Source organism: Streptomyces sp. NBC_00984 (genome assembly GCF_045162475.1).
GTDB lineage: Bacteria > Actinomycetota > Actinomycetes > Streptomycetales > Streptomycetaceae > Streptomyces.
Genome location: NZ_CP108734.1, coordinates 7617494 through 7643325 on the forward strand (window position 1 = coordinate 7617494; position 25832 = coordinate 7643325).

The following is a 25832-nucleotide window of genomic DNA, read 5'->3' on the forward strand; positions in this document are numbered from 1 at the left end:
CGGCCCCCGGCAACAGAAAGTCAAGGAAATGGTTGATCATTCCGGCTGGCGTGTCGGGGTAGCTTCAGCCCCCGTCCACCACGGCGAGATCCTGCAAGGCGTGTTCCCCGGTGACGGCGGGCTCACCCGAGGTCTCGTCACTCTTCCCTGCACCATTCACGCGACCCGCGCGACGTTCATCCCCGCTCCCGGCGCGGAGGTCACCGTCACGCCGGACTGGAAGGGCAAGGCGCGGCGCGCGGCCGAACTCGCGGTCCGCGCCGTGACACCGCCGGGCGCCGAGCCGGCGGGCGGTCATCTCGACCTCACCGGTGACGTACCGCTGTGCCGGGGCTTCGGCTCGTCCACCAGCGATGTGCTCGCGGCCATCTGGGCGGTGAAGGACGCGTTCGTCAGCCCGCTGCCGCCGCAGGAGGTCGCCCGGATCGCGGTGCGCGCGGAGACCGCGTCCGACTCGCTGATGTTCGAGGAGTCCACCGTCCTCTTCGCCCAGCGCGAGGGCACGGTGATCGAGGACTTCGGCTACCGGATGCCGGCCCTGCGGATCCTCGGCTTCGGCTCACGCCCCGCGGGCGGCGGGCGGGGCGTGGACACGCTGGCCCTCTCGCCGGCCCGCTACGGGCAGGACGAGATCGACCTCTTCACCCGGCTGCAGGCGATGCTCCGGGAGGCCATCCAGATGAAGGACGTGGCCCTGCTGGGCTCGGTGGCCACGGCCAGCACGGAGATCAACCAGCGTCATCTGCCGATCCCGGACCTCGACCGCATCCGTGACATCGCGCGGACCACGGGAGCCGTCGGGGTACAGGCGGCGCACAGCGGGGACATCGCCGGTCTCCTCTTCGACCGGGACGACCCCGAGGTCGAGGCGCGGACCGACCTGGCCCAGGACCTCCTGCAAGAGCTCGGAATTCACGAGCAGTGGAACTACACAACGGGTGACTGACATGACGACGACTCTGCCCAAGGCTCACTCCTCGATCGTGGAGGCCACCGAGCTGCCACGCATCATCAAGGTGACCGACAACCTCTACGCGGCGGCCTTCAGCCTCATGAAGCTGCTGCCCGCCCGCTACATACTCGACCGCGCCGAGGCGGCCGGCCTGATCTCCCCGGGCACCCGGATCATCGAGACCTCCTCGGGCACCTTCGCCCTGGGCCTGGCCATGGTCTGCCGACTGCGCGGCTACCCGCTGACCATCGTCGGCGACTCGGCGATCGACCGGGATCTGCGCACCCGGCTCGAAATGCTCGGTACGACGGTGGAGATCGTCGAGCACACCGGCCAGGCCGGCGGCATCCAGGGCGCCCGGCTCGCCCGCGTCGCCGAGCTGCGCCGGCAGCACCCGGACGCCTTCGTCCCCGGTCAGTACGACAACCCCGACAACCCCGGCGCGTACGGCATCGTCGCCGACCTGATCGGCAACACCGTCGGAGCCGTGGACTGCCTGGTGGGCCCGGTGGGTTCGGGCGGCTCCACCGGCGGACTCGCCGCCGCGCTGCGGCAGACCGGCCCGGCACTGCACCTGGTCGGCGTGGACACCCAGGGCAGCATCATCTTCGGCAGCCCGGACGGACCGCGCATGCTGCGCGGGCTCGGCAGCAGCATCCACCCGGGCAACGTCAAGCACGCGGCGTACGACGAGGTCCACTGGGTGACGGCCCCCGAGGCGTTCCACGCGACCCATGAGCTCTACCGCGAGCACGGCCTGTTCATGGGCCCGACCAGCGGCGCGTCCTTCCAGGTGGCATCGTGGTGGGCCGGGCAGAACCCGGACAGCACCGTCGTGATGGTGCTCCCGGACGAGGGCTACCGCTACCAGTCCACGGTCTACAACGACAGCTGGCTCAGCGAGCAGGGCATCGTCCCGGCCCCCGCCACCGGCGGCCCGCTCACCGTCGAGCACCCGCTGGACGCCACCGCCGCCTGGTCCCGGCTGCTGTGGGCCCGCCGCGGCTTCGACGACGTGGTGATGCCGGTGGTCGGCTCATGAGCGAGCGCCTGCTGCTCCTGGTGGAGAGCAACACCACCGGTACGGGACGGCTGTTCGCGCGGCGCGCGGCCGAACTCGGTGTGGTGCCCGTGCTGCTGTGCGCGGACCCGGGCCGCTACCCGTACGCCGCCGAGGACCGGCTGCGGACGGTCGTCGTGGACACCTCCGACGAAGCCGCGCTGTGGGCGGCCGTCCGCGCGCTGGAGGACGACGCCACCGTCGCGGGCGTCCTGACCAGCTCCGAGTACTACGTACCGACCGCCGCCGCGCTGGCGTACCGGCTCGGGCTGCCCGGCCCGTCGGCCGAGGCCGTACGGGCCTGCCGCGACAAGGCCGAGCAACGCCGGATGCTCGACGAGGCGGGCGTCGGGTCGCCGGACTTCGCCGTCGTCTCCGAGGTCGCCGACGCACTCGCCGCGGCCCGCTCCATCGGACTGCCCGTGGTGGTCAAACCGGTGCAGGGGTCGGGGAGTCTGGGCGTACGGCTCTGCGCGGACCTCGACGAGGTCGCCGAACACGCCGGGACGCTGCTGGCGGCCACCGTGAACGAGCGGGGCATCGCGTCACCGAGCCGGATCCTGGTCGAGGAGTACCTGACGGGCCCGGAGTTCTCCGTCGAGGTGTTCGGCACCGACGCCGTCGTCACCGTCGCCAAGCACGTCGGCGCACTGCCGTCCTTCGTCGAGATCGGCCACGACGTGCCGGCCGCACTGCCCGGCGAACAGGAGATCGCCCTGCGCGAGTCCGCGGTACGCGCCGTGCGGGCGCTCGGACTCGGCTGGGGAGCCGCCCATGTCGAACTGCGCCTGACCGGGCCCCGCACCGCCGAGGTCATCGAGGTCAACCCCCGGCTGGCCGGCGGCATGATTCCCGAACTGGTCCGCAGGGCCTGCGGGATCGACCTGGTGCGCGCCCAGGTGCTGGCCGCCCTCGGCACCGCCCCCGAGCTGGAACGCGGCGGATACGCCCGCGCCTCGATCCGGTTCCTCACCGCGGAACAGGACGGCATCCTCGACCGGTCCGCCGCACTCGCGGAAGCCGTGGTCAGGGCCCGCACCGTACCGGGCACCGTCGAGGCGGTGCTCTACCGCGCCCCGGGCGAACCCGTCGGCCCCGCCGAGGACTTCCGGGGCCGCGTCGGTCACGCCATCGCCGTCGCCGACCGCTCGGTACGGGCGGCCGAGGCCGCCGACCGGGCCGTGGCCCTGCTCGGCGAGGCCGTGTCCTACGCGGACCTGCACACAGAGGAGGCATTCGCATGACCGCAGCGACGGCGCACGGCGTCGACACCGGCCGGCTCAAGGCCGCGCTCGACGCCGAGGCGCACCGCATCGTCTACGACCAGTACCTGCCGGACACCGCGGACGGGCTGGGCGAGGAGCTGCGCTGCATCAGCGAGGTCGACCGGGCCCACCTGATCATGCTCACCGAACGCGGGATCGTGGACGCCGACCGGGCCGCGGCCCTGCTGCGCACCATCGAGGAACTGCGCGGACAGGACTTCGCCCCGGTCCGGGCCACCCCGATGCCGCGCGGCGTCTACCTGGCGTACGAGGGACACCTCATCGAGCGGCTGGGCGACGGGACCGGCGGCATCCTGCACACCGGCCGCTCGCGCAACGACCTCAACGCCACCACCACCCGGCTGAAGACGCGCGGGCCGTACCTGGCCCTGCTCGACGCGGTCGACCGGCTGGCGGGGGTGCTCCTGGCGAAGGCCGAGGAGTACCGGGACGTGGTCATGCCCGCCTACACCCACGGCCAGCCGGCCGTACCGATCAGCTACGGCCACTACCTCGCCGGTGTCGCCGGCGCGGTGCTGCGCGCGTACGAGTCGCTGCTGGACGCCGGACGCCAGCTCGACGTCAACCCGCTGGGCGCCGGCGCGATCGGCGGGACGTCCGTCCCCATCGACCCACGGCGCACCGCCGAACTGCTCGGCTTCAGCTCCGCCGCGCCCAACTCGGTGGACGCGGTGGCCTCCCGGGACTTCGTACTGGACCTGCTGTCCGCCTCCGCCGTCCTCGGCGTCGCGCTGGCCCGCGCCGGGCGGGACCTGAGCACCTGGACCTCGGAGGAGTTCGGGCTGCTGCGGGTGGGCGACACCCTCGTCGGCTCCAGCTCGATGATGCCGCAGAAGCGCAACCCCTTCCTGCTCGAACACATCCAGGGCAGGTCCACCGCGAGCCTCGGCGCCTTCGTCGGTGCGGCGTCCGCGATGACCACCGGCGGCTACACCAACGCCATCGCGGTGGGCACCGAGGCCGTACGGCACCTCTGGCCCGGTCTGAGCAGCACCACCGACGCGGTGACGCTGCTGAGCCTGGTGGTGGCGGGCACGGAACCGGAACGGGAACGCATGACGGACCGGGCCGTGGACGGTTTCACCTCGGCCACGTACCTGGCGGAGCGGCTCGTCCTGGACGGGACACCGTTCCGTGCCGCGCACCATCTGGTCGGCGAGACCGTGCTCGGTGCCCTGGAATCCGGCCGGTCGCTGGTGGACGCGGCGCGGTTCGCCGCCGTCGACGACGGCGGGCTGGCCCCCGACCGGGTGGCCGCGGCGTGCGCCCACGGCGGCGGACCCGGTTCCACGGCGGACGGGATCCGCGCCCTCGGTGCCCGACGGGACGTCCTCCGAGCCGAGTTGTCCGACCGGCGCGCCCGCTGGGCGGACGGCGCCGCACTGCTGTCGCAGGCCGTGACCGAGGCGGTGACGTCATGTCGGCCCGCCTGACCGAACGCGCTCCGGGCGAGGAGCAGGAGCGTCCGCCGCGCAGCGGACTGCTCGGCCACCACGACTTCCGGCTGCTGTGGCTCGGCGAGACGACCAACCGCGTCGGCATCAACATCACCGGGGTCGCCATGCCCCTGGTGGCCGTGGTGACGCTCGATGCGAGCACGTTCTGGGTGAGTGCGCTGGCGGCCGCACCCTGGCTGCCCTGGCTGCTCATCGGCCTGCCCGCCGGTGCCTGGGTGGACCGGATGCGACGCCGGCCGATCATGCTGATCTGCAACCTGGTCCCGCTGGTGCTTCTGGCCAGCGTTCCGGTGGCCGGCTGGCTCGGCGTCCTGACGATGACCCAGCTGATGGTCGTGGCGCTGATCAACGGGTTCGCCGCGGTGTTCTTCGGCATCTCGTACAAGGTCTATCTGCCCTCCATCGTCGAACCCGAGGACCTCCAGGAGGCCAACGCCAAGCTCCAGGGCAGCGAATCGGTGGCCCAGGTCGCGGGGCTGGGCGGCGGCGGTCTGCTGGCCCAGGCGTTCGGTGCCGCCTCCGGTCTCCTGGTCAACTCGGCGACCTTCCTGGTCTCCGCGCTGTGCCTGCTCGGCATCCGCCGCAAGGAGCCGATCCCGGAGAAACCGGCGGAACGCCGAGCCCTGCGACAGGACATCAAGGAGGGCGTGCAGTACACCTTCAGGGATCCGTACCTGCGAGTCCTCACCCTGTACGGCACCGCCACCAACCTGCTGCTGACGGCCGAGGCGGCGATCCTGCCGATCTTCATCATCCGTGAGCTCGGGGTGCCCGAAGGCGCCACCGGCTGGCTCCTCGCGTCGAGCAGCATCGGCGGGATCCTCGGGGCCACCACCGCGAAACGCCTGATCGCACGGCTCGGTTCGGCCCGCGGACTGCTGGTCGCCACGATCGCCAGCGCCCCGTTCGCCCTGCTCATCCCGCTGACGGGGACGGACTGGACCCTGTCCGCGCTGGTGGTGGGGAGCGCGGTCCTCTCGCTCGGCGTCGTGCTCGCCAATGTGATCCAGGGGGCGTTCCGCCAGCGCTACTGTCCGCCCCAGCTGCTCGGCCGTGTCTCGGCCAGCGTCTCGGTCGCGAACTTCGGTGCCATTCCCTTCGGTTCCCTGCTCGGCGGGATCCTCGGCACCGCACTGGGTCTGCGGCCCACCCTGTGGCTGCTCACCGCGGGACTCGCCCTGACCCCGCTGCTGCTCCTGATCGGGCCGCTGCGCCGGAGGCGGGACCTGCCGGTCGCGCCGGCCACGCCGTGAGACCCGACTCGCCTGTCACTCTCGTACGAACAGGAGAGACCCCGTGGAACAAACCCTGCCGTGGGTCGTCCGTGAGCTGCCACCCCCCGGCTCACTCGACCTCTGGCTCCTGAGGGTCTCGGATGTCCCCATCGGCATCCTGGACGAACAGGTACTCGACGCGACCGAGCGTCAACGTGCCGCCACCCTCATGCACGCCGCCGACCGGACCCGGTTCACGGCCGCGCATGTCGCCCTTCGCCGGCTGCTCGGCTCGTACCTGAGCCTGCGCCCCGAGGAGGTCCACTTCGGCCGGGACACCTGCCCCTGCTGCGGCGGACCGCACGGCCGGCCCACCGTGCTCGACGCCGACGACCGGCTGTTCTTCTCGCTGTCCCACCGGGGCGATCTCGCCGTCGTCGGAACCGCGGCGGCCCCCATCGGGGTCGACGTGGAACTGGTGCCGGACGAGGACGGCACCGCGGACCTCGCCGCGATGCTGCACGTCGACGAGCAGGCCGAACTGGCCGCACTGAGCCCGCCGGCGCGGCCTCGGGCCCTGGCCCGGCTCTGGACCCGAAAGGAGGCCTACCTCAAGGGCCTCGGCACGGGTCTGGGCCGCGACCCCGCTCTCGACTACGTCGGCTCGGGACGCCCCCAGGGCCCGTACCCGCCGTCCGGCTGGACCCTCCTCGACGTTCCGGTGGACCGGGGCTACGCGGCAGCGGTGGCGGTCCGCGGCGAGCTCACCAGGGACGGCCTGCTGGTCAGGAAGCTCGCCGGCCTCGACGTCGTACGGCACACCTGCGACGCCCTGCAGACGGCAAGAACCCCGCCCTGACCTCCACCGAAGTCCGCCGGGTGCACCGTTGCGGTGATCACCCGGCGGCGGGCACGCACCATCCGGCCGCTCCCGCCGCGGCTGCCGATCACCGATACGTCCTCGCCAACACTCCTACGGACTTTTGGAACTGACGATGTCAAACGCTGTGAAGCAGGCCCCCGCGGCCCTCCTCCCGCAAGTGCGGCCCCGTACCGCCGGGCAGCCGGACACCGGCGCCGAGCACGTGACGGGCGCCCAGTCCCTCATCCGGTCGCTCGAAGAGGCCGGCGCAGAAACCGTGTTCGGCATTCCCGGCGGCTGCATCCTTCCGGCGTACGACCCGTTGATGGACTCGGCCCGGGTCCGTCATGTGCTGGTCCGCCACGAACAGGGTGCCGGGCACGCGGCCACCGGATACGCGCAGGCCACCGGCAAGGTCGGGGTGTGCATGGCGACCTCGGGGCCGGGCGCCACCAATCTGGTGACCCCGATCGCGGACGCGTACATGGACTCCGTGCCGCTGGTCGCGATCACCGGCCAGGTCCCCTCCAAGGCCATCGGCACGGACGCCTTCCAGGAGGCGGACATCGTCGGTATCACCATGCCGATCACCAAGCACAACTTCCTGGTCACCAACGCCGACGACATCCCGAGGACGGTCGCCGAGGCCTTCCGTATCGCCTCGACCGGCCGCCCCGGACCCGTACTCATCGACATCACCAAGGACGCCCTGCAGGCAACCACCACCTTCCGGTGGCCGACGACGACCGACCTGCCCGGCTACCGTCCGGTCACCAAGCCGCACGCCAAGCAGATCCGCGAGGCCGCCCGGCTGATCAGCGCGTCGAGCCGCCCGGTCCTCTACGTCGGCGGCGGTGTGCTCAAGGCGCGGGCCACGGACGAGCTGCGCGCCCTGGCCGAGCTGACCGGGGCGCCCGTGGTCACCACCCTGATGGCGCTGGGGGCCTTCCCCGGCAGCCACCCGCAGCACGTGGGCATGCCCGGCATGCACGGGGACGTCGCGGCGGTCGCCGCGCTCCAGAAGGCCGACCTGATCGTGGCCCTGGGGGCCCGGTTCGACGACCGGGTCACCGGCAGGCTGGACGGCTTCGCCCCGCACGCCAAGGTCGTCCACGCCGACATCGACCCGGCGGAGATCTCCAAGAACCGGGTCGCCGACGTACCCATCGTCGGGGACGCCCGTGAGGTCCTCGTCGCCCTGGCCGCCGCCGTGCGCGCCGAGCAGGAGGACGGCCGCGCCGGCGAGGCCGCCCGGACGGGATATCCGGCCTGGTGGCGGGAGCTGAACCACTGGCGGACCACCTATCGGCGCGGCTACGAACTGCCCGCCGACCCCGGACTGCTCTCCCCGCAGCAGGTCATCGAGAGGATCGGTCAACTCGCCCCGCAGGGAACGCTGTTCGCCTCCGGTGTGGGACAGCACCAGATGTGGGCGGCGCAGTTCCTCCCGCACGAGGAGCCGGGCACCTGGTTCAACTCGGGCGGTGCCGGAACGATGGGGTACGCGGTCCCGGCCGCGATGGGCGCCAAGGCCGGACGCCCCGAACGGACGGTCTGGGCGATCGACGGCGACGGCTGCTTCCAGATGACCAACCAGGAACTCACCACCTGCGCGCTCAACAACATCCCGATCAAGGTCGCGGTCATCAACAACGGCGCGCTCGGGATGGTCCGCCAGTGGCAGAACCTGTTCTACGGGGCACGGTTCTCCAACACGGTGCTGCACGACGGCGCCACCAACGCCACCACCGGTTCGACCCGCGGAGTGGGATCCGACACCAACCGCGGCACCCGGGTCCCGGACTTCGTACAGCTCTCCGAGGCGATGGGCTGTGTGGGCCTGCGCTGCGAGAACCCCTACGAGCTCGACGCGATCATCGACAAGGCCAACGCGATCAACGACCGTCCCGTCGTCGTGGACTTCATCGTCCACGAGGACGCGATGGTGTGGCCGATGGTCCCTGCCGGCACCTCCAACGACGACATCATGGCCGCACGCGACGTACGCCCCTACTTCGGCGACTCCGCGGACGACTGAGAGGACCCTCTGACATGTCCCAGCACACGCTCTCCGTCCTGGTCGAGGACACGCCCGGCATCCTCGCCCGTGTCGCCGCCCTGTTCTCGCGCCGCGGCTTCAACATCGACTCGCTCGCGGTCGGCACCACCGAACATCCCGAGCTCTCCCGCATCACCATCGTCGTCAGGGTCGACCACGAACTGGCCCTGGAGCAGGTGACCAAGCAGCTCAACAAGCTGGTCAATGTCCTGAAGATCGTCGAGCTGGAGGCGGACTCCGCCGTTCAGCGCGAACTGGTCCTGGTGAAGGTGAGCGCCGGCAACGGCACCCGGGCCCAGATCGTCCAGATCGCCGAACTGTTCCGGGCCAGAACCGTCGACGTCTCGCCCGACGCCGTCACCCTCGAAGCGACCGGCTCCGGCGACAAGCTCGACGCGATGCTCCGGATGCTCGCGGGCTTCGGCATCAAGGAACTCGTCCAGTCCGGCGCGATCGCGATCGGCCGCGGCTCCCGGGCCCTGGCCGACCGCTCCGCACGCGAGACCCGGCCGATCCGCCTGACCCCGTCCTCCGCCACCACGGCTACGGCCGACGCGCAGAGCGCCTAGGGCGTGTTTGAGAAGTCCCGTCTGTCTCGCGGGGTCTGACACGCCCTAGAACCTCCCGCACAGAACACAGCTTTCCGCATTCCCGTCCGCACACCCTCACGTTCCAGGAATCAAGGAGAACCACCATGCCCGCCGAGCTGTTCTACGACGACGATGCCGACCTGTCCATCATCCAGGGCCGCAAGGTCGCGGTCATCGGTTACGGCAGCCAGGGCCACGCCCACGCGCTGTCGCTGCGTGACTCGGGTGTCGACGTCCGGGTCGGTCTGCACGAGGGTTCGAAGTCGAGGGCGAAGGCCGAGGAGCAGGGCCTGCGCGTGGTGACCCCGGCCGAGGCGGCCGCCGAGGCCGACGTCATCATGATCCTGGTCCCGGACCCGATCCAGGCCCAGGTCTACGAGGAGTCCATCAAGGACAACCTCAAGGACGGCGACGCGCTGTTCTTCGGTCACGGCCTGAACATCCGCTTCGACTTCATCAAGCCGCCGGCCGATGTGGATGTCTGCATGGTCGCGCCGAAGGGCCCGGGTCACCTGGTCCGTCGTCAGTACGAGGAGGGCCGCGGCGTTCCGTGCATCGTGGCCGTCGAGCAGGACCCCTCGGGCAACGGCCTGGCGCTCGCCCTGTCCTACGCGAAGGCGATCGGCGGTACGCGGGCCGGGGTCATCAGGACGACGTTCACCGAGGAGACCGAGACCGACCTGTTCGGTGAGCAGGCCGTGCTGTGCGGTGGCACCGCGGCTCTGGTCAAGGCCGGTTTCGAGACGCTGACCGAGGCGGGCTACCAGCCGGAGATCGCGTACTTCGAGTGCCTGCACGAGCTGAAGCTGATCGTGGACCTGATGTACGAGGGCGGTCTGGAGAAGATGCGCTGGTCCATCTCGGAGACCGCCGAGTGGGGCGACTACGTCACCGGCCCGCGGATCATCACCGACGCCACCAAGGCCGAGATGAAGAAGGTCCTCGCGGAGATCCAGGACGGCACCTTCGCCAAGAACTGGATGGCCGAGTACCACAACGGTCTGCCCAAGTACAACGAGTACAAGAAGGCCGACAGCGACCACCTCCTGGAGACCACCGGCCGCGAGCTGCGCAAGCTCATGAGCTGGGTCGACGACGAGGACGCGTAACACCGAAACGGCCGACGGACGTCCGGCCCCCGGTGCGCGAAGGCGCCCGCGGGGACCGGACGCCGCGCCGTCCGGGACTCCCCGGATAGCCTGGGGAAATGCTCACCGAAGTCACAGCGACCCGCTACGTCACGCCCCTGCGGGAGGGCGGATCGCTCCCCGGGATCGTCGAGGCCGACGATCTCGGCACCTATGTCATGAAATTCACCGGCGCCGGACAGGGGCGCAAGACGCTGGTCGCGGAGGTCATCTGCGGGCAGCTCGGCCGCAGGCTCGGGCTGCGGGTCCCCGACCTCGTACAGATCCAGCTCGACCCGGTCATCGGGCTCGCCGAGCCCGACCAGGAGGTGCAGGAGCTCCTGAAGGCCAGCGGCGGGCTCAACCTGGGGATGGACTTCCTGCCCGGCTCGATCGGCTTCGACTCGCTCGCCTACCAGGTGGACCCGCTGGAAGCCGGACGGGTCGTCTGGTTTGACGCGCTGATCAACAACGTCGACCGGTCCTGGCGCAATCCGAACATGCTGATCTGGCACGGCGACCTGTGGCTCATCGACCACGGCGCCACCATGATCTGGCACCACAACTGGCCCGGCGTCCAGGCCTCCGCCGCCAAGCCCTACAACGCCTCCGACCACGCGCTCGCCCCGTTCGCACCCGACATCGCGGCGGCCGCGGCCGAGCTCGCCCCGCTGGTGACCGAGGAGCTGCTCACCGAGGTCGCGGCCGATGTCCCCGACGAGTGGCTGGTGGACGAGCCGGGCTTCGACAGCACCGACGAGCTGCGCCGCGCCTATGTGGACGCGCTGCTGCCACGTGCCGCGACCATCCACGAGCGGATCACGATGGAGGGCCCCACCGAGCCCAAGCCGTCCCAGGCCCCCGGCTGGCTCACCGAACACCTCACCCCCTGGCCGCATCCCACCAAGAAGAACGACAAGGACGGCCAGCGGTGAGCGAGCGCGATGTCTTCGAGTACGCGCTGCTGCGCGTCGTCCCGCGGGTGCAGCGGGGCGAGTTCTTCAACGCGGGCGTGGTGGTCTACTGCCGCGCACGGGGTTTCGTGGCCGCCCGCACCCATCTCGACGAGACCAAGCTGCGGGCCTTGGACCCGACCGCCGACGTGATCGGTGTACGGGCCGCCCTGCATGCCGTCGAGGGCGTGTGCCGCGGCGGTACGGACGCGGGCCAGGCGGCCCGTGACGACGCCGGCCGCCGCTTCCGCTGGCTGATCGCCCCGCGCTCCACGGTCGTCCAGCCGAGCCCCGTGCACAGCGGTCTCACCACCGACCCGGAGGCCGAGGTCGAGCGGTTGCTGGACCTGCTGGTGCGCTGATCCGCCGCCCGGCGGCGCCGCCCGCGACCACCGCGCGAACGGCGCCGCCAGGTGTGACATGCGCCCCGGCGGCCGTGGGCCGTTGACACCGTGTGCCAAGGCTTCTAGCGTCTCGTCTGCTGAAGGTACTAAGCGGTTGCTCAGCTATCGGGAAGGTTCCGTGCACACGAGGTCACGTGCCGGGGGTGCCCCGACGTCCGCTGAGCGGCGATCCAAGGGCGAGGAGAACCAAGCATGTCCACCACCGAGCAGCGCGTCGCCGTCGTGACCGGAGCGGCGCGGGGCATTGGCGCCGCCACCGCGGTACGTCTGGCGGCCGAGGGCCGCGCCGTCGCCGTACTCGACCTCGACGAGGCGGCCTGCAAGGACACCGTCGAGAAGATCACCGCCGCCGGGGGCACCGCCCTCGCGGTCGGCTGCGACGTGTCGGACAGCGCCCAGGTGGAAGCCGCGGTCGCGCGGGTCGCCGCCGAGCTCGGCGCCCCGACGATCCTCGTCAACAACGCGGGCGTGCTCCGCGACAACCTGCTCTTCAAGATGAGCGAGTCCGACTGGGACACCGTGATGAACGTGCACCTCAAGGGCGCGTTCCTGATGGCCAAGGCCGTCCAGAAGCACATGGTGGACGCGAAGTTCGGCCGAATCGTCTCGCTCTCCTCCTCCTCGGCGCTCGGCAACCGCGGCCAGGCCAACTACTCCGCGGTCAAGGCCGGTCTCCAGGGCTTCACCAAGACCCTCGCCAAGGAGCTCGGCAAGTTCGGCATCACGGCCAACGCCGTGGCCCCCGGCTTCATCGTCACCGAGATGACCGCGCAGACGGCGGCCCGGGTCGGCATGGGCTTCGAGGAGTTCCAGGCCGCGGCCGCCACTCAGATCCCGGTGCAGCGCGTCGGCCGCCCCGAGGACATCGCCAACGCCATCGCCTTCTTCACGGGCGACGAGGCCGGCTTCGTCTCCGGCCAGGTCATGTACGTCGCCGGCGGACCGCTCAACTGACCCGAAGGGCTACGGACATCATGACTGTGCAGGACAGCGGGAAGGTCGCGCTCGTCACGGGTGCGAGCCGGGGCATCGGCTACGGCATCGCCGAGGCGCTGGTGGCCCGCGGCGACCGGGTCTGCATCACCGGGCGCGGCGAGGACGCGCTTCAGGAGGCCGTCGAGCGGCTGGGCGCCGACCGGGTGATCGGTGTGGCGGGCAAGGCCCACGACGAGGCGCACCGGGCGGTGGCCGTCGAGCGCACCATGGAGGCGTTCGGCCGGGTCGACTTCCTGGTCAACAACGCCGGGACGAATCCGGTCTTCGGGCCGATCGCGGAGCTCGACCTCAATGTCGCCCGCAAGGTCTTCGAGATGAATGTGATCTCGGCGCTCGGCTTCGCGCAGCAGACCTGGAAGGCCTGGCAGAAGGAGAATGGCGGGGCGATCGTCAACATTGCCTCGGTCGCCGCGATCTCCGCCTCGCCCTTTATCGGCGCGTACGGCATGAGCAAGGCCGCCATGGTCAATCTGACCCTTCAGCTGGCGCACGAGTTCGCGCCGGTCGTCCGGGTCAACGCGATCGCTCCCGCGGTCGTGAAGACGAAGTTCGCCCAGGCGCTGTACGAAGGCCGCGAGGCGGAGGCCGCCGCGGCATATCCGCTCGGCCGGCTGGGAGTTCCCGAGGACATCGGTGGCGCCGCCGCGTTCCTCACGTCGAGTCAGGCGGACTGGATCACGGGACAGACCCTGGTGGTCGACGGCGGAATCTTCCTGAATGCGGGCGTGGGCTGAGACGGCCTGAGCGGATTTGGCCCTGATTGACTCAAGTGCCCTGTCGGGCCTGCGGATTGACCCGACGGGGCACTGCGGTATGGTCTGCCGACCCATGGCTGATCGAGGAGCGTTCACGTGTTCTACCGGGCCAGTCTGCAGGCCGCTGCAGCCGTTGCTTCCCTTTCTCTGCTGGCAGGCTGCGGACTTCTTTCCGACAGCGGCTCGAAAGTCGAGCAGAAGATAGTCGTCGGTACGACCAGCGAACCCTCCACCCTCGATCCGGCGGCGGCGTGGGACAACTCCTGGGAGCTGATGCGGAATGTCTTCCAGACCCTGGTGAGTTTCCCCTCCGGCAGTACGAGCCCCGAGCCCGATGCCGCGGAATGGTGCAAGTTCACCGACACCACCAGCACCTCCTACCGGTGCAAGATCCGCGAGGGCCTGAAATTCTCCAATGGGGACAAGCTCGACGCCGAGGCGGTGAAGTACTCCATCGACCGGATCTCGGAGATCAAGTTCAAGGGCGGCCCCGTCGGCATGCTCGGCTCGCTCGACCGCGTCGAGACCAAGGGGGACGACATCGTCGTCTTCCACCTCACCAAGCCGGACGCCACGTTCCCCTTCATTCTCGCCACGCCCGCGATGTCGCTGGTGGCGCCCAGCGCCTATTCCAGGCACAAGATCCGCAGCGACGGAAAGATCACCGGATCCGGTCCGTATCTCCTTGATTCGTACAAGCCGGGGAACCGGGCCGAACTGGTGAAGAACCCGGACTACAAGGGCTTCGCCGACCGCAAGAACGACGCCGTGACCATCCGGTACTTCAAGGAATCGGCCCCCGTGGTCGCGGCGCTGCGGAAGAACCAGATCGACGCGATCTACCGCGGCCTCACCGCCGAGGAGGTCGTCAGCCTGGAGGGAGCCCAGGACAAGGACAGCAACCTGCAGATCGTCGAGACGGTCGGCGCGGACATCCGCTTCCTGGTCTTCAACCCCAAGGACCCGGCGGCGGGGAACGTGGCCGTACGGCGGGCCATCGCCCAGCTCGTCGACCGCGACGCCCTGGTGGCCAAGGTCTACCAGGGCACGGCCGAACCGCTGTACTCCATGGTCCCCAAGGGCATCGCCGGACACACCACCAGCTTCTTCGACGCGTACGGCGACCCGGACCAGGGCAAGGCGAAGCAGATCCTGGCCAAGGCGGGCATCACCAAGCCGGTCGAGCTGACGTTCTGGTTCGCCACCGACCGGTACGGCTCCTCCACCGCCCCCGAGTTCGACGAGCTGAAGCGGCAGCTGGAGAGCTCCGGGCTGTTCAGGATCACACTGAAGAGCAGGCCCTGGAAGACGTTCCAGGAAGGCTTCACCAAGGGGCAGTACCCCGTCTTCGGCCGCGGCTGGTTCCCGGACTTCCCGGACCCGGACAACTTCATCGCCCCGTTCCTCGGCAAGGAAAGCGTCACGGGGATGCCGTACATGAAGAACGAGATCTCCAAGGAGCTGCTGCCGCAGACCCGCAAGGAGAGCGACCGGGGCGCGGTCAGCAAGCAGTTCGAACGCGCCCAGCAGATCCTGGTCGACGACGTGCGGCTGCTGCCGCTGTGGCAGGGCAAGCTGTACGTCGCGTCGGGCGAGGACATCGGCGGTGGCGAGCGCGCCCTGGACCCGCAGACGGTCATGCAGATGTGGGAGCTGTACCGCAAGGCCAGCTGGTAGGCCCGCCCCGGCGGGGTTGGCGGGGCGCGTTGTCAGTGGTCCCCGGTAGGTTCTCGGATGAAAAGCTGATTGCTTACCGGAGGTTGTTGAAGTGACCGACACCGACCTGCTGCCCGAGTCCTGGCGCGGCGTCCTCGGCGAAGAGCTGCAGAAGCCGTACTTCAAGGAGCTCACCGAGTTCGTCGAGGAGGAGCGGGCCAAGGGGCCGGTCTATCCGCCGCGCGACCAGGTGTTCGCCGCCCTGGACGCCACGCCCTACGACAAGGTGAAGGTCCTCGTCCTCGGCCAGGACCCGTACCACGGGGAGGGGCAGGGGCACGGGCTGTGCTTCTCCGTGCGGCCGGGCGTGAAGACGCCGCCGTCGTTGCGGAACATCTACAAGGAGATGAAGGAGGAGCTCGGCCTCCCGGTCCCGGACAACGGGTATCTGATGCCGTGGGCCGAGCAGGGCGTACTCCTGCTCAACGCCGTGCTGACGGTGCGCGCGGGCGAGGCCAACTCGCACAAGGGCAAGGGCTGGGAGAAGTTCACCGACGCCGTGATCCGCGCGGTCGCCTCGCGGCCCGACCCGGCGGTCTTCGTGCTCTGGGGCAACTACGCCCAGAAGAAGCTTCCGCTGATCGACGAGGAGCGCCATGTGGTGGTGAAGGGGGCGCACCCCTCGCCGTTGTCGGCCAAGAAGTTCTTCGGCTCCAGCCCGTTCAGGCAGATCAACGCGGCGGTGGCCGCGCAGGGGCACGAAGCCATCGACTGGCGCATCCCCGACCTGGGCTGACAGGCGGTCGTGGCCCCGGCCGGCGGCGGGCGTCCGGCGGCCGGCCGGGGACGTCTGCCCGAGCCTCTGCGGGATTGACCGCACCTGCGGCTAGCGTCGCACGGGAACGGGCGGACGAATGCGCAGGGAGGTTGCGGTGACGGAGCAGCGGGAGGCGTCCAGGGACGCCGTCATGACCAGGATCGGCCAGGCGATCATGCTGCTGCACGGCGGCGATCGGGAAGAGGCCCGCAATCGTTTCGGCGAGCTCTGGTCGGAGATCGGCGAGGACGGTGACGCCCTGCACCGGTGCACCCTCGCCCACTACATGGCCGACACCCAGGACGATCCCGGCGATGAACTGGCCTGGGACCTGAGGGCGTTGACCGCGGCCGACGGGCTGACCGACGAGCGGGCGGCGCAGCACCCGGATGCGCCGGCGGCGCGTGCCTTCTATCCCTCGCTGCACCTCAATCTCGCGGCGGACTATGTGAAGCTCCGGCGGCCCGACGCGGCGCGGTTCCATCTGGACCGGGCCCACGCCGCTTCCGGTGTCCTCGCGGACGACGGGGCGGACGACGGGTACGGGGGAGGGGTGCGGGCGGCGATTGCGCGGCTGGAGCTTCGGCTGCGCGAGCTGTGAGGGTGGCCCGTCCATGGTGGACGGGCCACTGCTCGGTTCGTCCGTTCGGGGCTCAGCGGCCGTAGGTGTCGTCGCAGATCCGGGACTGCGGGCTGCCTGCGGGCCAGTGCCCGTAGCCCCGTCCCAGCGCGCAGACGTCCGTACCGGCGACCGGGGCCGGCGGGGCCGGGACGGGCGCGGTCACGGCGGGCGGGGCGCGGTGCGGCCGGGGCCGTGCGGCATTCGGGTACCGCGGCTGTCGCTGCTGCCGCGGGGCGCGGGGCGCGGTGCGGCGGGTCTCCGGCGGCGGCGCGCCGCTCGAAGGGCGGCGCGCGGAGGCGGACGGCTCGGGGGCCGGCGCGGCCCCCAGGGAGTCGTGGACGGGCGGCAGCACGATCTGCGGGGTCAGGTCCTGGGTGGGCCCACTGGCGCGGGGCCGCGGCGGAACGTCCGGGCGGGGCTGTACGGACACGCAGCCGGAGAGCGTCGTGACGGCCACGCCGACCAGGAGGCTCACGGTGATTCTGGTTCGTTGCACCTGATCACTCTGCGGTGCGGACATGGCCCCGGTGAGCCGGGCGGCCGGGATTGGCCCGCACGGGTGACGCCGGTCAGCGCGGCGTCGCCCACCGCGGTCCCAGCATCCCGCTCAGCAGTTCCGCGAAGCCGGTGCGCAGCTCCTCCTCGCTCGGGACGGAGCGGTTGTACGATCCCGCGGCGCACGAGAACATCAGCCCCTCGCACCAGGCCACCAGGGACAGGGTGTGCCGTTCGGGCTCGGCCGATCCGGCGGCCGTCATCAGCGCCATCAGCGGTTCGCGGAACTGCCGGCCCGTCGCGTCGAAGAACTCCCGCAGCTCCGGGCGCCGGGTCGCCTCCAGCGCGAGCTCGTAACGGCAGACGAGCAGTTCGAGGTGGCGAGTGAGATAGCGGTGCAGCGCCAGCGCGAGACCGGCCACCAGCGCCTCCGCCCCGACGGCCGGACCGGTCTCCGGGCCGCCGCTCGAACCGTCTCGCGCGCCGGTGTCCGGGGCGACGCCCGGGACCGGGAGTTCACCGGGGGCGAGCACCCGTGCCTCACGCTCGGCCAGCCGTCGCACCGCCACCTCCAGCAGGGACTGCCGGGTGCGTGCGTAGTTGGACGTCGAGCCCTGGGGGAGACCGGCGCGCTCGTCCACCGCGCGGTGGGTCAGCCCGCGCATCCCGCGTTCGGCGAGGAGCGCGAGGGCGGTGTCGGCGATGAGATCGGCCCGGGAGGTACCGGCGGTGCTTGTGGCCATGGGGCCAACCTACCCTCGCCACTACATCCGTAGTACGATGAATGTGTCACTACGGATGTAGTTCCGGGGTTCCGGGCTCCGTGGTTTCGACGAGTTGCGTGGTTTCGATGATTCGTGGAGGAGTCATGGACAAGCCCCATGCCGTCGTCATCGGCAGCGGAATCGGCGGCCTCACCGCGGCGGTGGCCCTGCACGGCCGCGGCTGGCGGGTCACCGTTCTGGAGCGCGCGGCCTCCCTGGAGCCCGTCGGGGCCGGTATCGCCCTCGCCCCCAACTCCCAGCGCGCCCTGGACGTCATCGGCATGGGCGACGAGATCAGGGCCCTCGCCGCCTGGCAGGGCGAGGGCGGCATGCGTGTCCCCGGTGGCCGCTGGCTCTCCCGTACGGACAGCGCAGCCGCGGCCCAGCGGTTCGGCGGTCCGATCGTCCTGCTGCACCGGGCCGATCTTGTCGACCGCCTCATGGCCCGGCTGCCCGAGGACACCGTCCGCACCGGTACGGCCGCGGAACTGCTGGACCCGGGGACGGCGGACGGCGCGCCCGCCGTGGTCGGCACGGCGGCCGGGAACATCGAGGCCGACCTCGTCATCGGCGCCGACGGCATCGACTCGGCCGTACGGAGCGCACTCTTCCCGGACCGCCCCGGCCCCTCGTACGCCGGATTCACCACCTGGCGCATCGTCGTCCCCGCGCGCGAGCGGCCCTTCGCCCCGCACGAGACCTGGGGGCGCGGCGCCCTCTGGGGCACCCAGCCGCTCAAGGACGGCCGGATCTACGCCTACGGGGCCGCCGTGGCCCCCGCCGGGGCCTACGCCGCCGACGACGAGAAGGCGGAGCTGCTGCGCCGGTTCGGCGGCTGGCACGGCCCGATCCCGTCCGTCATCGCCGCCGCCGATCCCGGCCAGGTGCTCCGCAACGACGTCCACCAGCTGCTCGATCCCCTGCCGTCCTTCCACCGGGGCCGTACCGTCCTCGTCGGCGACTGCGCGCACGCGATGGCGCCGAGCCTCGGCCAGGGCGGCAACCAGGCCATCGAGGACGCGATCGTGCTCGCCCACCATCTGCCGCCGGGCGGTGACCTCGCCGCCGGGGCGGCGGCGTACACCGCCGAGCGGTTGCCCCGCACATCCGCCATCGTCCGCAAGGCGGAACGGACTGCCCGTCTGATGCGCCTGACCAGCGCTCCCGCCGTCGCGATGCGTGACGCGCTGGTGTCCGCCGTCTCGTGCCTCGGGCCCACCCTCGTCCTGCGCACCTTCGACGGGATAGCCGACTGGCGGCCACCGCAGCACACGTATGCTGCTCCTCGCGAGGCGAACACCGCGCCGGTGGACGGCGAACAGTGAGAGGAAGACCCCTGTGAAGGTCGGCTGCATCGGGCTCGGCGACATCGCGCAGAAGGCATATCTGCCGGTTCTGACCGCCCTGCCCGGGGTCGAACTGCATCTGCAGACCCGAACCCCCGCCACCCTGGCCGCGGTTGCCGAGGCGCACCGGATCCAGGCCGCGCAGTGCCACACCGACCTCGAATCGCTGATCGCCCAGGGGCTGGACGCCGCGTTCGTCCACGCCCCGACGACTGTGCATCCGGAGATCGTGGCCCGGCTGCTGGAGGCGGGCGTCGCCACCTACGTCGACAAGCCACTGGCCTACGAACTCGCCGATTCCCAGCGCCTGGTGAGTCTCGCCGAGGAGCGCGGAGCGAGTCTCGCCGTCGGTTTCAACCGCAGGGTCGCGCCCGGCTACGCGCAGTGCGCCGAGCACCCGCGCGAGCTGATCCTCATGCAGAAGAACCGGGTGGGCATGCCGGAGGACCCGCGCACCATGGTGCTCGACGACTTCATCCATGTCGTCGACACCCTGCGCTTCCTGGCGCCGGGACCGGTCGAGCACACCGTCGTACAGGCCAGGATCCGCGACGGCCTGATGCACCATGTCGTGCTGCAGCTGTCCGGTGACGGATTCACCGCCATCGGCACCATGAACAGGCTCAGCGGCTCGACCGAGGAACGGCTGGAGGTCTCCGGCCAGGACTCCAAGCGCGAAGTCGTCAACCTCGCCGAGGTGATCGACCACAAGGGGCAGCCGAGCGTACGGCGGCGCGGCGACTGGGTGCCGGTGGCCCGCCAGCGCGGCATCGAGCAGAGCGTGCTGTCGTTCCTGGACGCCGTACGCGCCGGCCAGGTGCTGAACGCCGAGGACGCCCTGCGTACGCACGAACTGTGCGAACGCATCCTGCGCGAGCTGGACTGCGCCTGAGAGGCTGTCCCGGCGCAGCCGCCGGGAGCGGCGGTCGGTGAGCCTCCGGATGCGTCGGGTTCCGCTCCGATGCAGGCTGGGGTGATGGGCCACCGGCCCGTGGAGGTGACCTCGTGAGATCTCACGACGAGCCAAAGGGCTGGGGAGCGCTCCAGCCGCCGCCGGGCTACTACTCGGCCGATGGGCGGCCGCCCGACGAGAAGCAGCGCGGTCTGATCCTCGACTGGGCGGTCAATCAGCGGATCGCGAGCGGCTGGCGGGTGGAATCGCGCTCCGGGACACAGGTCGTCATGGTCCGGGGAAACCCGCTGAACCATGTGCTGCACGCCATCCTGATGGTGTTCACCTGCTTTCTCTGGGGCGCCGTGTGGCTGGTGCTGGCCGTGACCAACAAGGTCGAGCGGGTCTCGCTCACCGTCGACGCCCAGGGCCACATCGTCTCGGTGAACGGCCCCGGATAGGCCCGGCCAGCCCCGCGCCATCCGGTCCGGCTGTCAGGGCCCCGGGCGGACGACCGGACCGGCCGGCGCGGCAGCCGCCCCACCCGGCACCCGGTCACGCCTCATGAGCGACCGGACCCCTTCGGAGGCGCAGAACAGGACCAGCACCGCCGCGGCCCCCTGGAGCGGCCAGTCGCCCAGCCGCACATAGAGCGTGGTGCCCGTCGCCAGCGGTACGTCGAACACGGCGGCGCCGCTCGTGTCCGTACCGAGCGGAGCACCGACGCGCGCGCCCTGCGGGCCGTACACCGCACTCACGCCGGTGAGCGTGGCATGCACCATCGGACGGCCGTTCTCGGCGGCCCGCAGCGCCCCCAGTGAGGCATGCTGTTCGGGTGCCCAGCTGTGCTGGAACGACGAGGTGGACGACTGGTCGATCAGGACCTGTGCACCGTCCCGGGTGAGCCGACGGCTCATGTCGGGGAACGCGGACTCGAAGCAGATCAGCGGCCCGATCCGCAGACCGTGCCCACCCTCGGCCCGGGGCAGCGACATCGTCACCTGCCGGGTGCCCCGCAACCGGTCCTCGCCCGCCGCCCGGCCCACGGACGTGGCCCAGCCGAGCACCGACCGGGCCGGGATGTACTCGCCGAACGGCACCAGCCGCATCTTGTCGTAGCGGTCCCCGGTCAGCCCGTCCGGACCCACCAGCACCGCCGACTTGAAGATGCCCGTCCGGCCCGACGCGTCGGTCTGCCTGGCGTCCATATTGACCAGCACATCCGCGCCCACCCGGCGCGAGAGAGCGGCGATCCGTGCGGTGACGTCGGGGTGCTGCGCGAGATCCATCCCCACACTGCTCTCGCCCCACACCACCAGATCGAGATCGCGCCCGGCCAGCGAGCCGGTCAGCCGTTCACTGAGGGCGAGCCGGCGCTCGGCGCCGTGGGCCCCCGTGACCACACCCGGCTGCACGACGGCGATCCTGGCCACCCCCGACTCCTCGGGCTGCGGTGCCCACTTCGCCATCGACGCCACGGCCAGCGCGCACACCAGGATGCTCACCGCGGCCACCCCCCGGGCGGCCGCGGACACGAACAGCAGGGCGACAGCGGTATTCACCGCCACCACCACGAAACTCACCAGCCACACCCCGCCCACGGACGCCACACGGAGCGCGGGAGCCACCTGCCACTGGCTCGCGCCGAGCAGCCCCCAGGGACCGCCGAGCGCCTCCCAGGAGCGGGCCAGTTCGATCATCAGCCACCCGGAGGGCACCACGACGACCGCGAGGACGACGGCCGCCGCGGACACCGGCCCGCCCAGCATCCGGAAGACCAGCAGCCCCCACGGAGCCCACAGCAGACCGAGCAGGGCCGCCAGGACCACGATGAAGACATGGAGGCTCGGCATCAGCCAGTGATGCACCGCGAGCATGTAGCCGGTGCCGCCGAGCCAGCCGTCCAGCGCCGCCCGGCGCCCCGTGCCGGCGGACCGGATGAGGAGCAGCCACGGAACCAGGCCGACACCGGCGAGCCACCACAGCGAAGGCGCGGGGAACGCGAGTGCGGGCAGCGCCCCCGCGAGCGGTGCGAGACAGCCGCGCCACCGGCCGGACCGCAGCACCCGCTCCCACTGCCCGCTCCGACCGGCCGGAAATCGCATGCCGCGCCTCCTCGTCCTGCCTGATCAGCAGTCTCCCCCCTGCTTGTCCGTTCCGCAGTTCTTCCCCGGTGCGGGGGAGCGGAAGCACCGGAGGGCCGGGATCAGTCCGCGGGGAAGAGGCTTCCTGCGCTGCGCCACTTCTCGTGGACGGTCACGGTCCGGATCCGCCAGCCGCCGTCCGTACGCGACAGCGTGAACGCGTACCGCCCGCCGGAGACGAAGTTCGGCGTGGTGTCCCGTACCTCCGCATCGCCCGCACCGGCCGCGGTGCTCTCCAGCCGCATCGGGTTGAGGTAGTCGGCCCCCACCTCGGCGCGGTCGCCCGGGTAGCCGCCCAGGTCCTGGAGGTCGAGCCGGCGGTTGACGATCAGATGCTGGCGTACGGGGAAGAGCCGCATCGTCCCCGCCAGCCACTGGGCGACCTCGTGCGCCGGCCCTTCGACACCACCGGCGCCGCGGTAGTCGGCTCGGCCGTCCGCGGTGAACAGGGCCCGGTAGTCGGCCCATTCCCCGTCGTCCACCGCCGTCGCGTAGCCGGTGATCACTGCATCGATGGACAGCCGGTCCATCACGGTCGCGAGATCCACGCGCTGCGTCATCGGGTCAGTGTCCGCCCCGCCGGCGTGCGAGGCCAAGAGGCGTGCACGCACGGCGGGGCGGCGCCGACGTCAGCAGGGCACCACGGCGACCGGGCCGAGCGCGTGCGTGAGCGTGGTCTGCGCGACGGGGGAGAGCCCGAGCCCGAGGGACTCGCCGCCCCGGCGCCGCCCGATCACGGTCAGCGCCGCGGTCGCCGATGCCGTGACCAGGGTGCGTGAGGCGGAGCCGCCGACCGGTTCCCTGACGACCTCGACCTGCGGGTACTTCTCCCGCCAGCCGGCGGTGAGTTCCGCGAGGGTCCGTTCGGCCGAGTTCGCCGCCGCGTCCCGGTCGAAGACGGGGCCGCCCGAGAGCATCGAGGAGAACATCGTCCAGCCGTGCACGATCCGCAGCCGCGCACCGGGCCGGGACGCCGCGGTTCCGAAGGCGAACTCGAGAACCGCTTCGCTGCTCTCGTCGGCAGCCACTCCCGCGACGATGTCGGGATGTGTTCCCGCCGCCTCCGCCGCGTCCTCGTCCGACGGCCCGCTGTGGACCACGACGACGGGGCATTCGGCCATCGACGCGGTCGCCAGGCTGTTGGAGCCGAGCAGCAGGGACCGGAAGCCGCCCAGACCGCGCGAGCCGACGACCACCAGCGAGGCCTCACGGCTGAGTGAGGTGAGCGCCGCCGAAGGGAAGTCCAGCGGTGTCAGCTTCGAGGTGTGCAGCTCCGGAACGATCTCGGACACCCTTCGTACGGACCGGTCGAGCAGCTCTTCCGCCTCGCGCCGCTGCGTGTCCTGTCCGACGCGCCGGTCGGGCGTGCGGGCGTGCACGATCGTCAGCCCGAGGCCCCGCCGTACGGCTTCGTGGGCGGCCCAGTCAAGTGCTTCGAGGCTGTGCGACGAGCCGTCGACTGCGGCGATCACGGGACGGTCGGTGCTGGTCATGATTTTCCCTCCAGGTTCCGGCGGTGCATGTCCCAGGCTGGTACGCACGGACATCGTGCGGCAGGGACTTTCGACCCTATCTGCCCGGAACATCCGGGACCTGTGGCCGCCCGTGCACGCGGGAGCGGCGGAGCGGCTTGGCGAACAACACGGAGACGGTCCGGGGAATCGAGGCGGACCCGGCTGCGCCGGTGCGCTCCGTGACGTCCCGGCCACTGCGATTGTCAGTGCCGGGTGCGATGCTGCCCCCCATGGACGAGCTGATGCGGCAGCGGCGCGTGTACGGCGCCGACCATGACGATCCCGACCCGGGGCCCCGGCCGGGTCACGCCTACCGGGAGTTGGTGGGCGGCCCGCTCGACGGCCTGCTTCTCGACGTGACCGGCTGGACGGAGCGGGCGCTGCGCGAGGGAGCGGCGCTGAACACCGAGATCGGGCGGTTCGGACCGGGCGGCAGGGCGGAGTACGGGCCGCGGGACGGCGACCCCGACCGCTGGGACTGGCGGGGCGACATACCCTGACCCGCCGGAGCAGGTCGCATCCTGGGACGTACGGGTGCGGCCGGGCATCGTCGACGACCCGGTGCACCGGTACCCGAGGAATGCGGCCGCCCGTCAGGACTAATCGCCCGAATCGCTCGATACTGGACGCATGGCAGAGAAGACGTCCCGATCGCACGGCCCGCCGACCCTGACCGTCAAGGGCCGGAACGTACGCATCCGCACCCTCGGGGCCCTGGTGCTGGCGGGGCTCGCGATCTGGTTCATCGCCGCGAACACCGGGTCGGTCGGCATCCGGCTGTGGATTCCCACCGTCACCCTGCCGCTCTGGGCGGTACTGGCCGTGACCCTGGTCGCCGGGCTCGTCCTGGGCGGATACCTGTTCCGCCGCCGCGCGAGGCGCTGACCCGGCGCCCGGGTGCCGCGCGTGCGAAGAACCAGGCCCCGGCGCCCAGGTGCCGTACGTGCGAACCCTAGCCCGCCGACTCACCGGCGTGCGGGCTCAGCACACCCGCGGCCACCAGCGCGAACAGCAGCACGCCGAGCAGTACGCGGTAGATGACGAACGGCATGAAGCTCTTGGTGGTGATGAACTTCATGAACCAGGCGATGACCGCGTACCCCGCGCCGAACGCGATGACGGTCGCGAAGATCGTCGGCCCCCACGACACGTGTCCTTCACCCGCGTCCTTCAGCTCGAAGACACCCGAGGCGAGCACCGCCGGGACCGCGAGCAGGAAGGAGTACCGGGCCGCGGCCTCGCGGGTGTACCCCATCAGCAGACCACCGCTGATGGTGGCCCCGGAGCGGGAGACGCCCGGGACCAGGGCCATCGCCTGGCAGAAACCGAAGATCAGGCCGTCCTTCACCCCGAGTTCCTTGAGCGTCTTGCGCTCCTTGCCGGCCCGGTGCCTCCCGCCCACCTCGTCGCGGGCGGCGAGACGGTCGGCGATGCCCAGGACGATGCCCATCACGATCAGCGTGGTGGCGATCAGCCGCAGATCGCGGAACGGGCCCTCGATCTGGTCCTTGAAGGTCACACCGAGCACGCCGATGGGGATGGAACCCACGATGACCAGCCAGCCCATCTGGGCGTCGTGGTCGCCGCGCATCGACCGGTCGGTCAGCGAACGGAACCAGGCCGAGACGATCCGGACGATGTCCTTGCGGAAGTAGATGAGGACTGCCGCCTCCGTACCGATCTGGGTGATGGCGGTGAACGCCGCACCCGGGTCGTGCCAGCCGGCGAACGCTGCGGTGAGCCGCAGATGCGCGCTGGAGGAGATCGGCAGGAACTCGGTCAGTCCCTGAACGAGGCCCAGGACGAACGATTCGAACCAGCTCATGGGGCTTTGGCCATCCCGGAGGTGATCGTGCATCGGCCGACG

27 protein-coding genes are annotated in these 25832 nt (G+C 71.0%); 21 read left to right on the top strand and 6 right to left on the bottom strand.

Features of this window, described 5'->3' with window-relative positions:
- Positions 1–28 precede the first annotated feature (28 nt).
- The 16 genes from OG520_RS33975 (at position 29) to OG520_RS34050 (ending at position 16789) form a co-directional block, all read left to right on the top strand.
- On the top strand, positions 29–946 hold the full coding sequence (locus tag OG520_RS33975) for a kinase (protein WP_266422486.1): 918 nt from the start codon (positions 29–31) through the stop codon (positions 944–946).
- Position 947: 1 nt separating this feature from the next.
- Complete coding sequence (locus tag OG520_RS33980) at positions 948–1994, top strand: PLP-dependent cysteine synthase family protein (protein WP_406015644.1); 1047 nt, start codon at positions 948–950, stop codon at positions 1992–1994.
- Complete coding sequence (locus tag OG520_RS33985) at positions 1991–3256, top strand: ATP-grasp domain-containing protein (protein ID WP_406015645.1); 1266 nt, start codon at positions 1991–1993, stop codon at positions 3254–3256. Before OG520_RS33980 ends, OG520_RS33985 begins: the two co-directional genes overlap by 4 nt.
- The gene (argH, locus tag OG520_RS33990; RefSeq protein WP_399337196.1) at positions 3253–4731 is read left to right on the top strand and encodes an argininosuccinate lyase; all 1479 of its coding nucleotides are present in this window, start codon (positions 3253–3255) and stop codon (positions 4729–4731) included. The genes OG520_RS33985 and argH overlap by 4 nt, the downstream gene beginning before the upstream one ends.
- Positions 4716–6008 (top strand): MFS transporter, encoded by a 1293-nt coding sequence (locus OG520_RS33995; protein ID WP_399337198.1) that lies wholly within the window; start codon positions 4716–4718, stop codon positions 6006–6008. Before argH ends, OG520_RS33995 begins: the two co-directional genes overlap by 16 nt.
- Positions 6009–6051: 43 nt before the next feature.
- Positions 6052–6828, top strand: coding sequence for a 4'-phosphopantetheinyl transferase family protein (locus OG520_RS34000; RefSeq protein ID WP_406015646.1), 777 nt, complete (start codon positions 6052–6054; stop codon positions 6826–6828).
- A 136-nt stretch (positions 6829–6964) separates the two neighbouring features.
- The gene (locus tag OG520_RS34005; protein WP_406015647.1) at positions 6965–8869 is read left to right on the top strand and encodes an acetolactate synthase large subunit; all 1905 of its coding nucleotides are present in this window, start codon (positions 6965–6967) and stop codon (positions 8867–8869) included.
- Positions 8870–8883: 14 nt separating this feature from the next.
- Positions 8884–9459, top strand: coding sequence for an acetolactate synthase small subunit (gene ilvN, locus OG520_RS34010; protein ID WP_399337204.1), 576 nt, complete (start codon positions 8884–8886; stop codon positions 9457–9459).
- Between the two features lie 125 nt (positions 9460–9584).
- The gene (ilvC, locus tag OG520_RS34015) at positions 9585–10589 is read left to right on the top strand and encodes a ketol-acid reductoisomerase (protein ID WP_406015648.1); all 1005 of its coding nucleotides are present in this window, start codon (positions 9585–9587) and stop codon (positions 10587–10589) included.
- A gap of 98 nt (positions 10590–10687) precedes the next feature.
- A complete protein-coding gene (locus OG520_RS34020; RefSeq protein WP_406015649.1) occupies positions 10688–11542 on the top strand; it encodes a HipA family kinase in 855 nt (284 codons plus the stop codon).
- Complete coding sequence (locus tag OG520_RS34025; RefSeq protein WP_385330491.1) at positions 11539–11922, top strand: DUF3037 domain-containing protein; 384 nt, start codon at positions 11539–11541, stop codon at positions 11920–11922. The genes OG520_RS34020 and OG520_RS34025 overlap by 4 nt, the downstream gene beginning before the upstream one ends.
- A gap of 234 nt (positions 11923–12156) precedes the next feature.
- Complete coding sequence (fabG, locus tag OG520_RS34030; RefSeq protein WP_356481807.1) at positions 12157–12918, top strand: 3-oxoacyl-ACP reductase FabG; 762 nt, start codon at positions 12157–12159, stop codon at positions 12916–12918.
- A 20-nt stretch (positions 12919–12938) separates the two neighbouring features.
- A complete protein-coding gene (locus OG520_RS34035; RefSeq protein ID WP_399333870.1) occupies positions 12939–13694 on the top strand; it encodes an SDR family oxidoreductase in 756 nt (251 codons plus the stop codon).
- A 117-nt stretch (positions 13695–13811) separates the two neighbouring features.
- Positions 13812–15392, top strand: a complete 1581-nt coding sequence (locus tag OG520_RS34040) for an ABC transporter substrate-binding protein (RefSeq protein WP_406015650.1) — start codon at positions 13812–13814, stop codon at positions 15390–15392.
- Positions 15393–15483: 91 nt separating this feature from the next.
- On the top strand, positions 15484–16167 hold the full coding sequence (locus OG520_RS34045) for a uracil-DNA glycosylase (RefSeq protein ID WP_072489654.1): 684 nt from the start codon (positions 15484–15486) through the stop codon (positions 16165–16167).
- Positions 16168–16303: 136 nt separating this feature from the next.
- A complete protein-coding gene (locus OG520_RS34050) occupies positions 16304–16789 on the top strand; it encodes a hypothetical protein (protein ID WP_406015651.1) in 486 nt (161 codons plus the stop codon).
- A 52-nt stretch (positions 16790–16841) separates the two neighbouring features.
- Here the strand turns inward: OG520_RS34050 and OG520_RS34055 are convergent, their stop codons facing one another.
- Both OG520_RS34055 and OG520_RS34060 read right to left on the bottom strand, forming a co-directional pair.
- Positions 16842–17306: a hypothetical protein gene (locus OG520_RS34055; RefSeq protein WP_399333864.1), complete on the bottom strand. Its 465-nt coding sequence runs from the start codon at positions 17304–17306 to the stop codon at positions 16842–16844.
- Between the two features lie 73 nt (positions 17307–17379).
- Positions 17380–18048: a TetR/AcrR family transcriptional regulator gene (locus OG520_RS34060; protein WP_406015652.1), complete on the bottom strand. Its 669-nt coding sequence runs from the start codon at positions 18046–18048 to the stop codon at positions 17380–17382.
- Between the two features lie 125 nt (positions 18049–18173).
- Between OG520_RS34060 and OG520_RS34065 the strand changes: the two genes are divergently transcribed.
- The 3 genes from OG520_RS34065 to OG520_RS34075 all read left to right on the top strand — a co-directional run bounded on the left by OG520_RS34065 (position 18174) and on the right by OG520_RS34075 (position 20768).
- Positions 18174–19394 carry an FAD-dependent monooxygenase gene (locus OG520_RS34065; RefSeq protein ID WP_406015653.1) on the top strand — a complete coding sequence of 407 codons (1221 nt, stop codon included), beginning with the start codon at positions 18174–18176 and terminating at the stop codon, positions 19392–19394.
- Positions 19395–19407: 13 nt separating this feature from the next.
- Positions 19408–20307: a Gfo/Idh/MocA family protein gene (locus OG520_RS34070; RefSeq protein WP_406015654.1), complete on the top strand. Its 900-nt coding sequence runs from the start codon at positions 19408–19410 to the stop codon at positions 20305–20307.
- Positions 20308–20420: 113 nt separating this feature from the next.
- Positions 20421–20768, top strand: coding sequence for a hypothetical protein (locus tag OG520_RS34075; RefSeq protein ID WP_389984987.1), 348 nt, complete (start codon positions 20421–20423; stop codon positions 20766–20768).
- A gap of 33 nt (positions 20769–20801) precedes the next feature.
- Here the strand turns inward: OG520_RS34075 and lnt are convergent, their stop codons facing one another.
- The 3 genes from lnt to OG520_RS34090 all read right to left on the bottom strand — a co-directional run bounded on the left by lnt (position 20802) and on the right by OG520_RS34090 (position 23944).
- The gene (lnt, locus tag OG520_RS34080; protein WP_406015655.1) at positions 20802–22412 is read right to left on the bottom strand and encodes an apolipoprotein N-acyltransferase; all 1611 of its coding nucleotides are present in this window, start codon (positions 22410–22412) and stop codon (positions 20802–20804) included.
- Between the two features lie 101 nt (positions 22413–22513).
- Positions 22514–23011: a nuclear transport factor 2 family protein gene (locus tag OG520_RS34085; RefSeq protein ID WP_406015656.1), complete on the bottom strand. Its 498-nt coding sequence runs from the start codon at positions 23009–23011 to the stop codon at positions 22514–22516.
- Between the two features lie 69 nt (positions 23012–23080).
- Complete coding sequence (locus OG520_RS34090; RefSeq protein WP_406015657.1) at positions 23081–23944, bottom strand: universal stress protein; 864 nt, start codon at positions 23942–23944, stop codon at positions 23081–23083.
- Positions 23945–24195: 251 nt separating this feature from the next.
- Between OG520_RS34090 and OG520_RS34095 the strand changes: the two genes are divergently transcribed.
- Complete coding sequence (locus tag OG520_RS34095) at positions 24196–24465, top strand: hypothetical protein (RefSeq protein WP_406015658.1); 270 nt, start codon at positions 24196–24198, stop codon at positions 24463–24465.
- 130 nt (positions 24466–24595) lie between these two features.
- A complete protein-coding gene (locus OG520_RS34100) occupies positions 24596–24850 on the top strand; it encodes a LapA family protein (protein WP_399333850.1) in 255 nt (84 codons plus the stop codon).
- A gap of 67 nt (positions 24851–24917) precedes the next feature.
- On the opposite strand, the gene OG520_RS34105 is transcribed toward OG520_RS34100, so the two are convergent.
- Positions 24918–25790, bottom strand: a complete 873-nt coding sequence (locus OG520_RS34105; protein WP_399333848.1) for an undecaprenyl-diphosphate phosphatase — start codon at positions 25788–25790, stop codon at positions 24918–24920.
- Between the last annotated feature and the right edge of the window lie 42 nt (positions 25791–25832).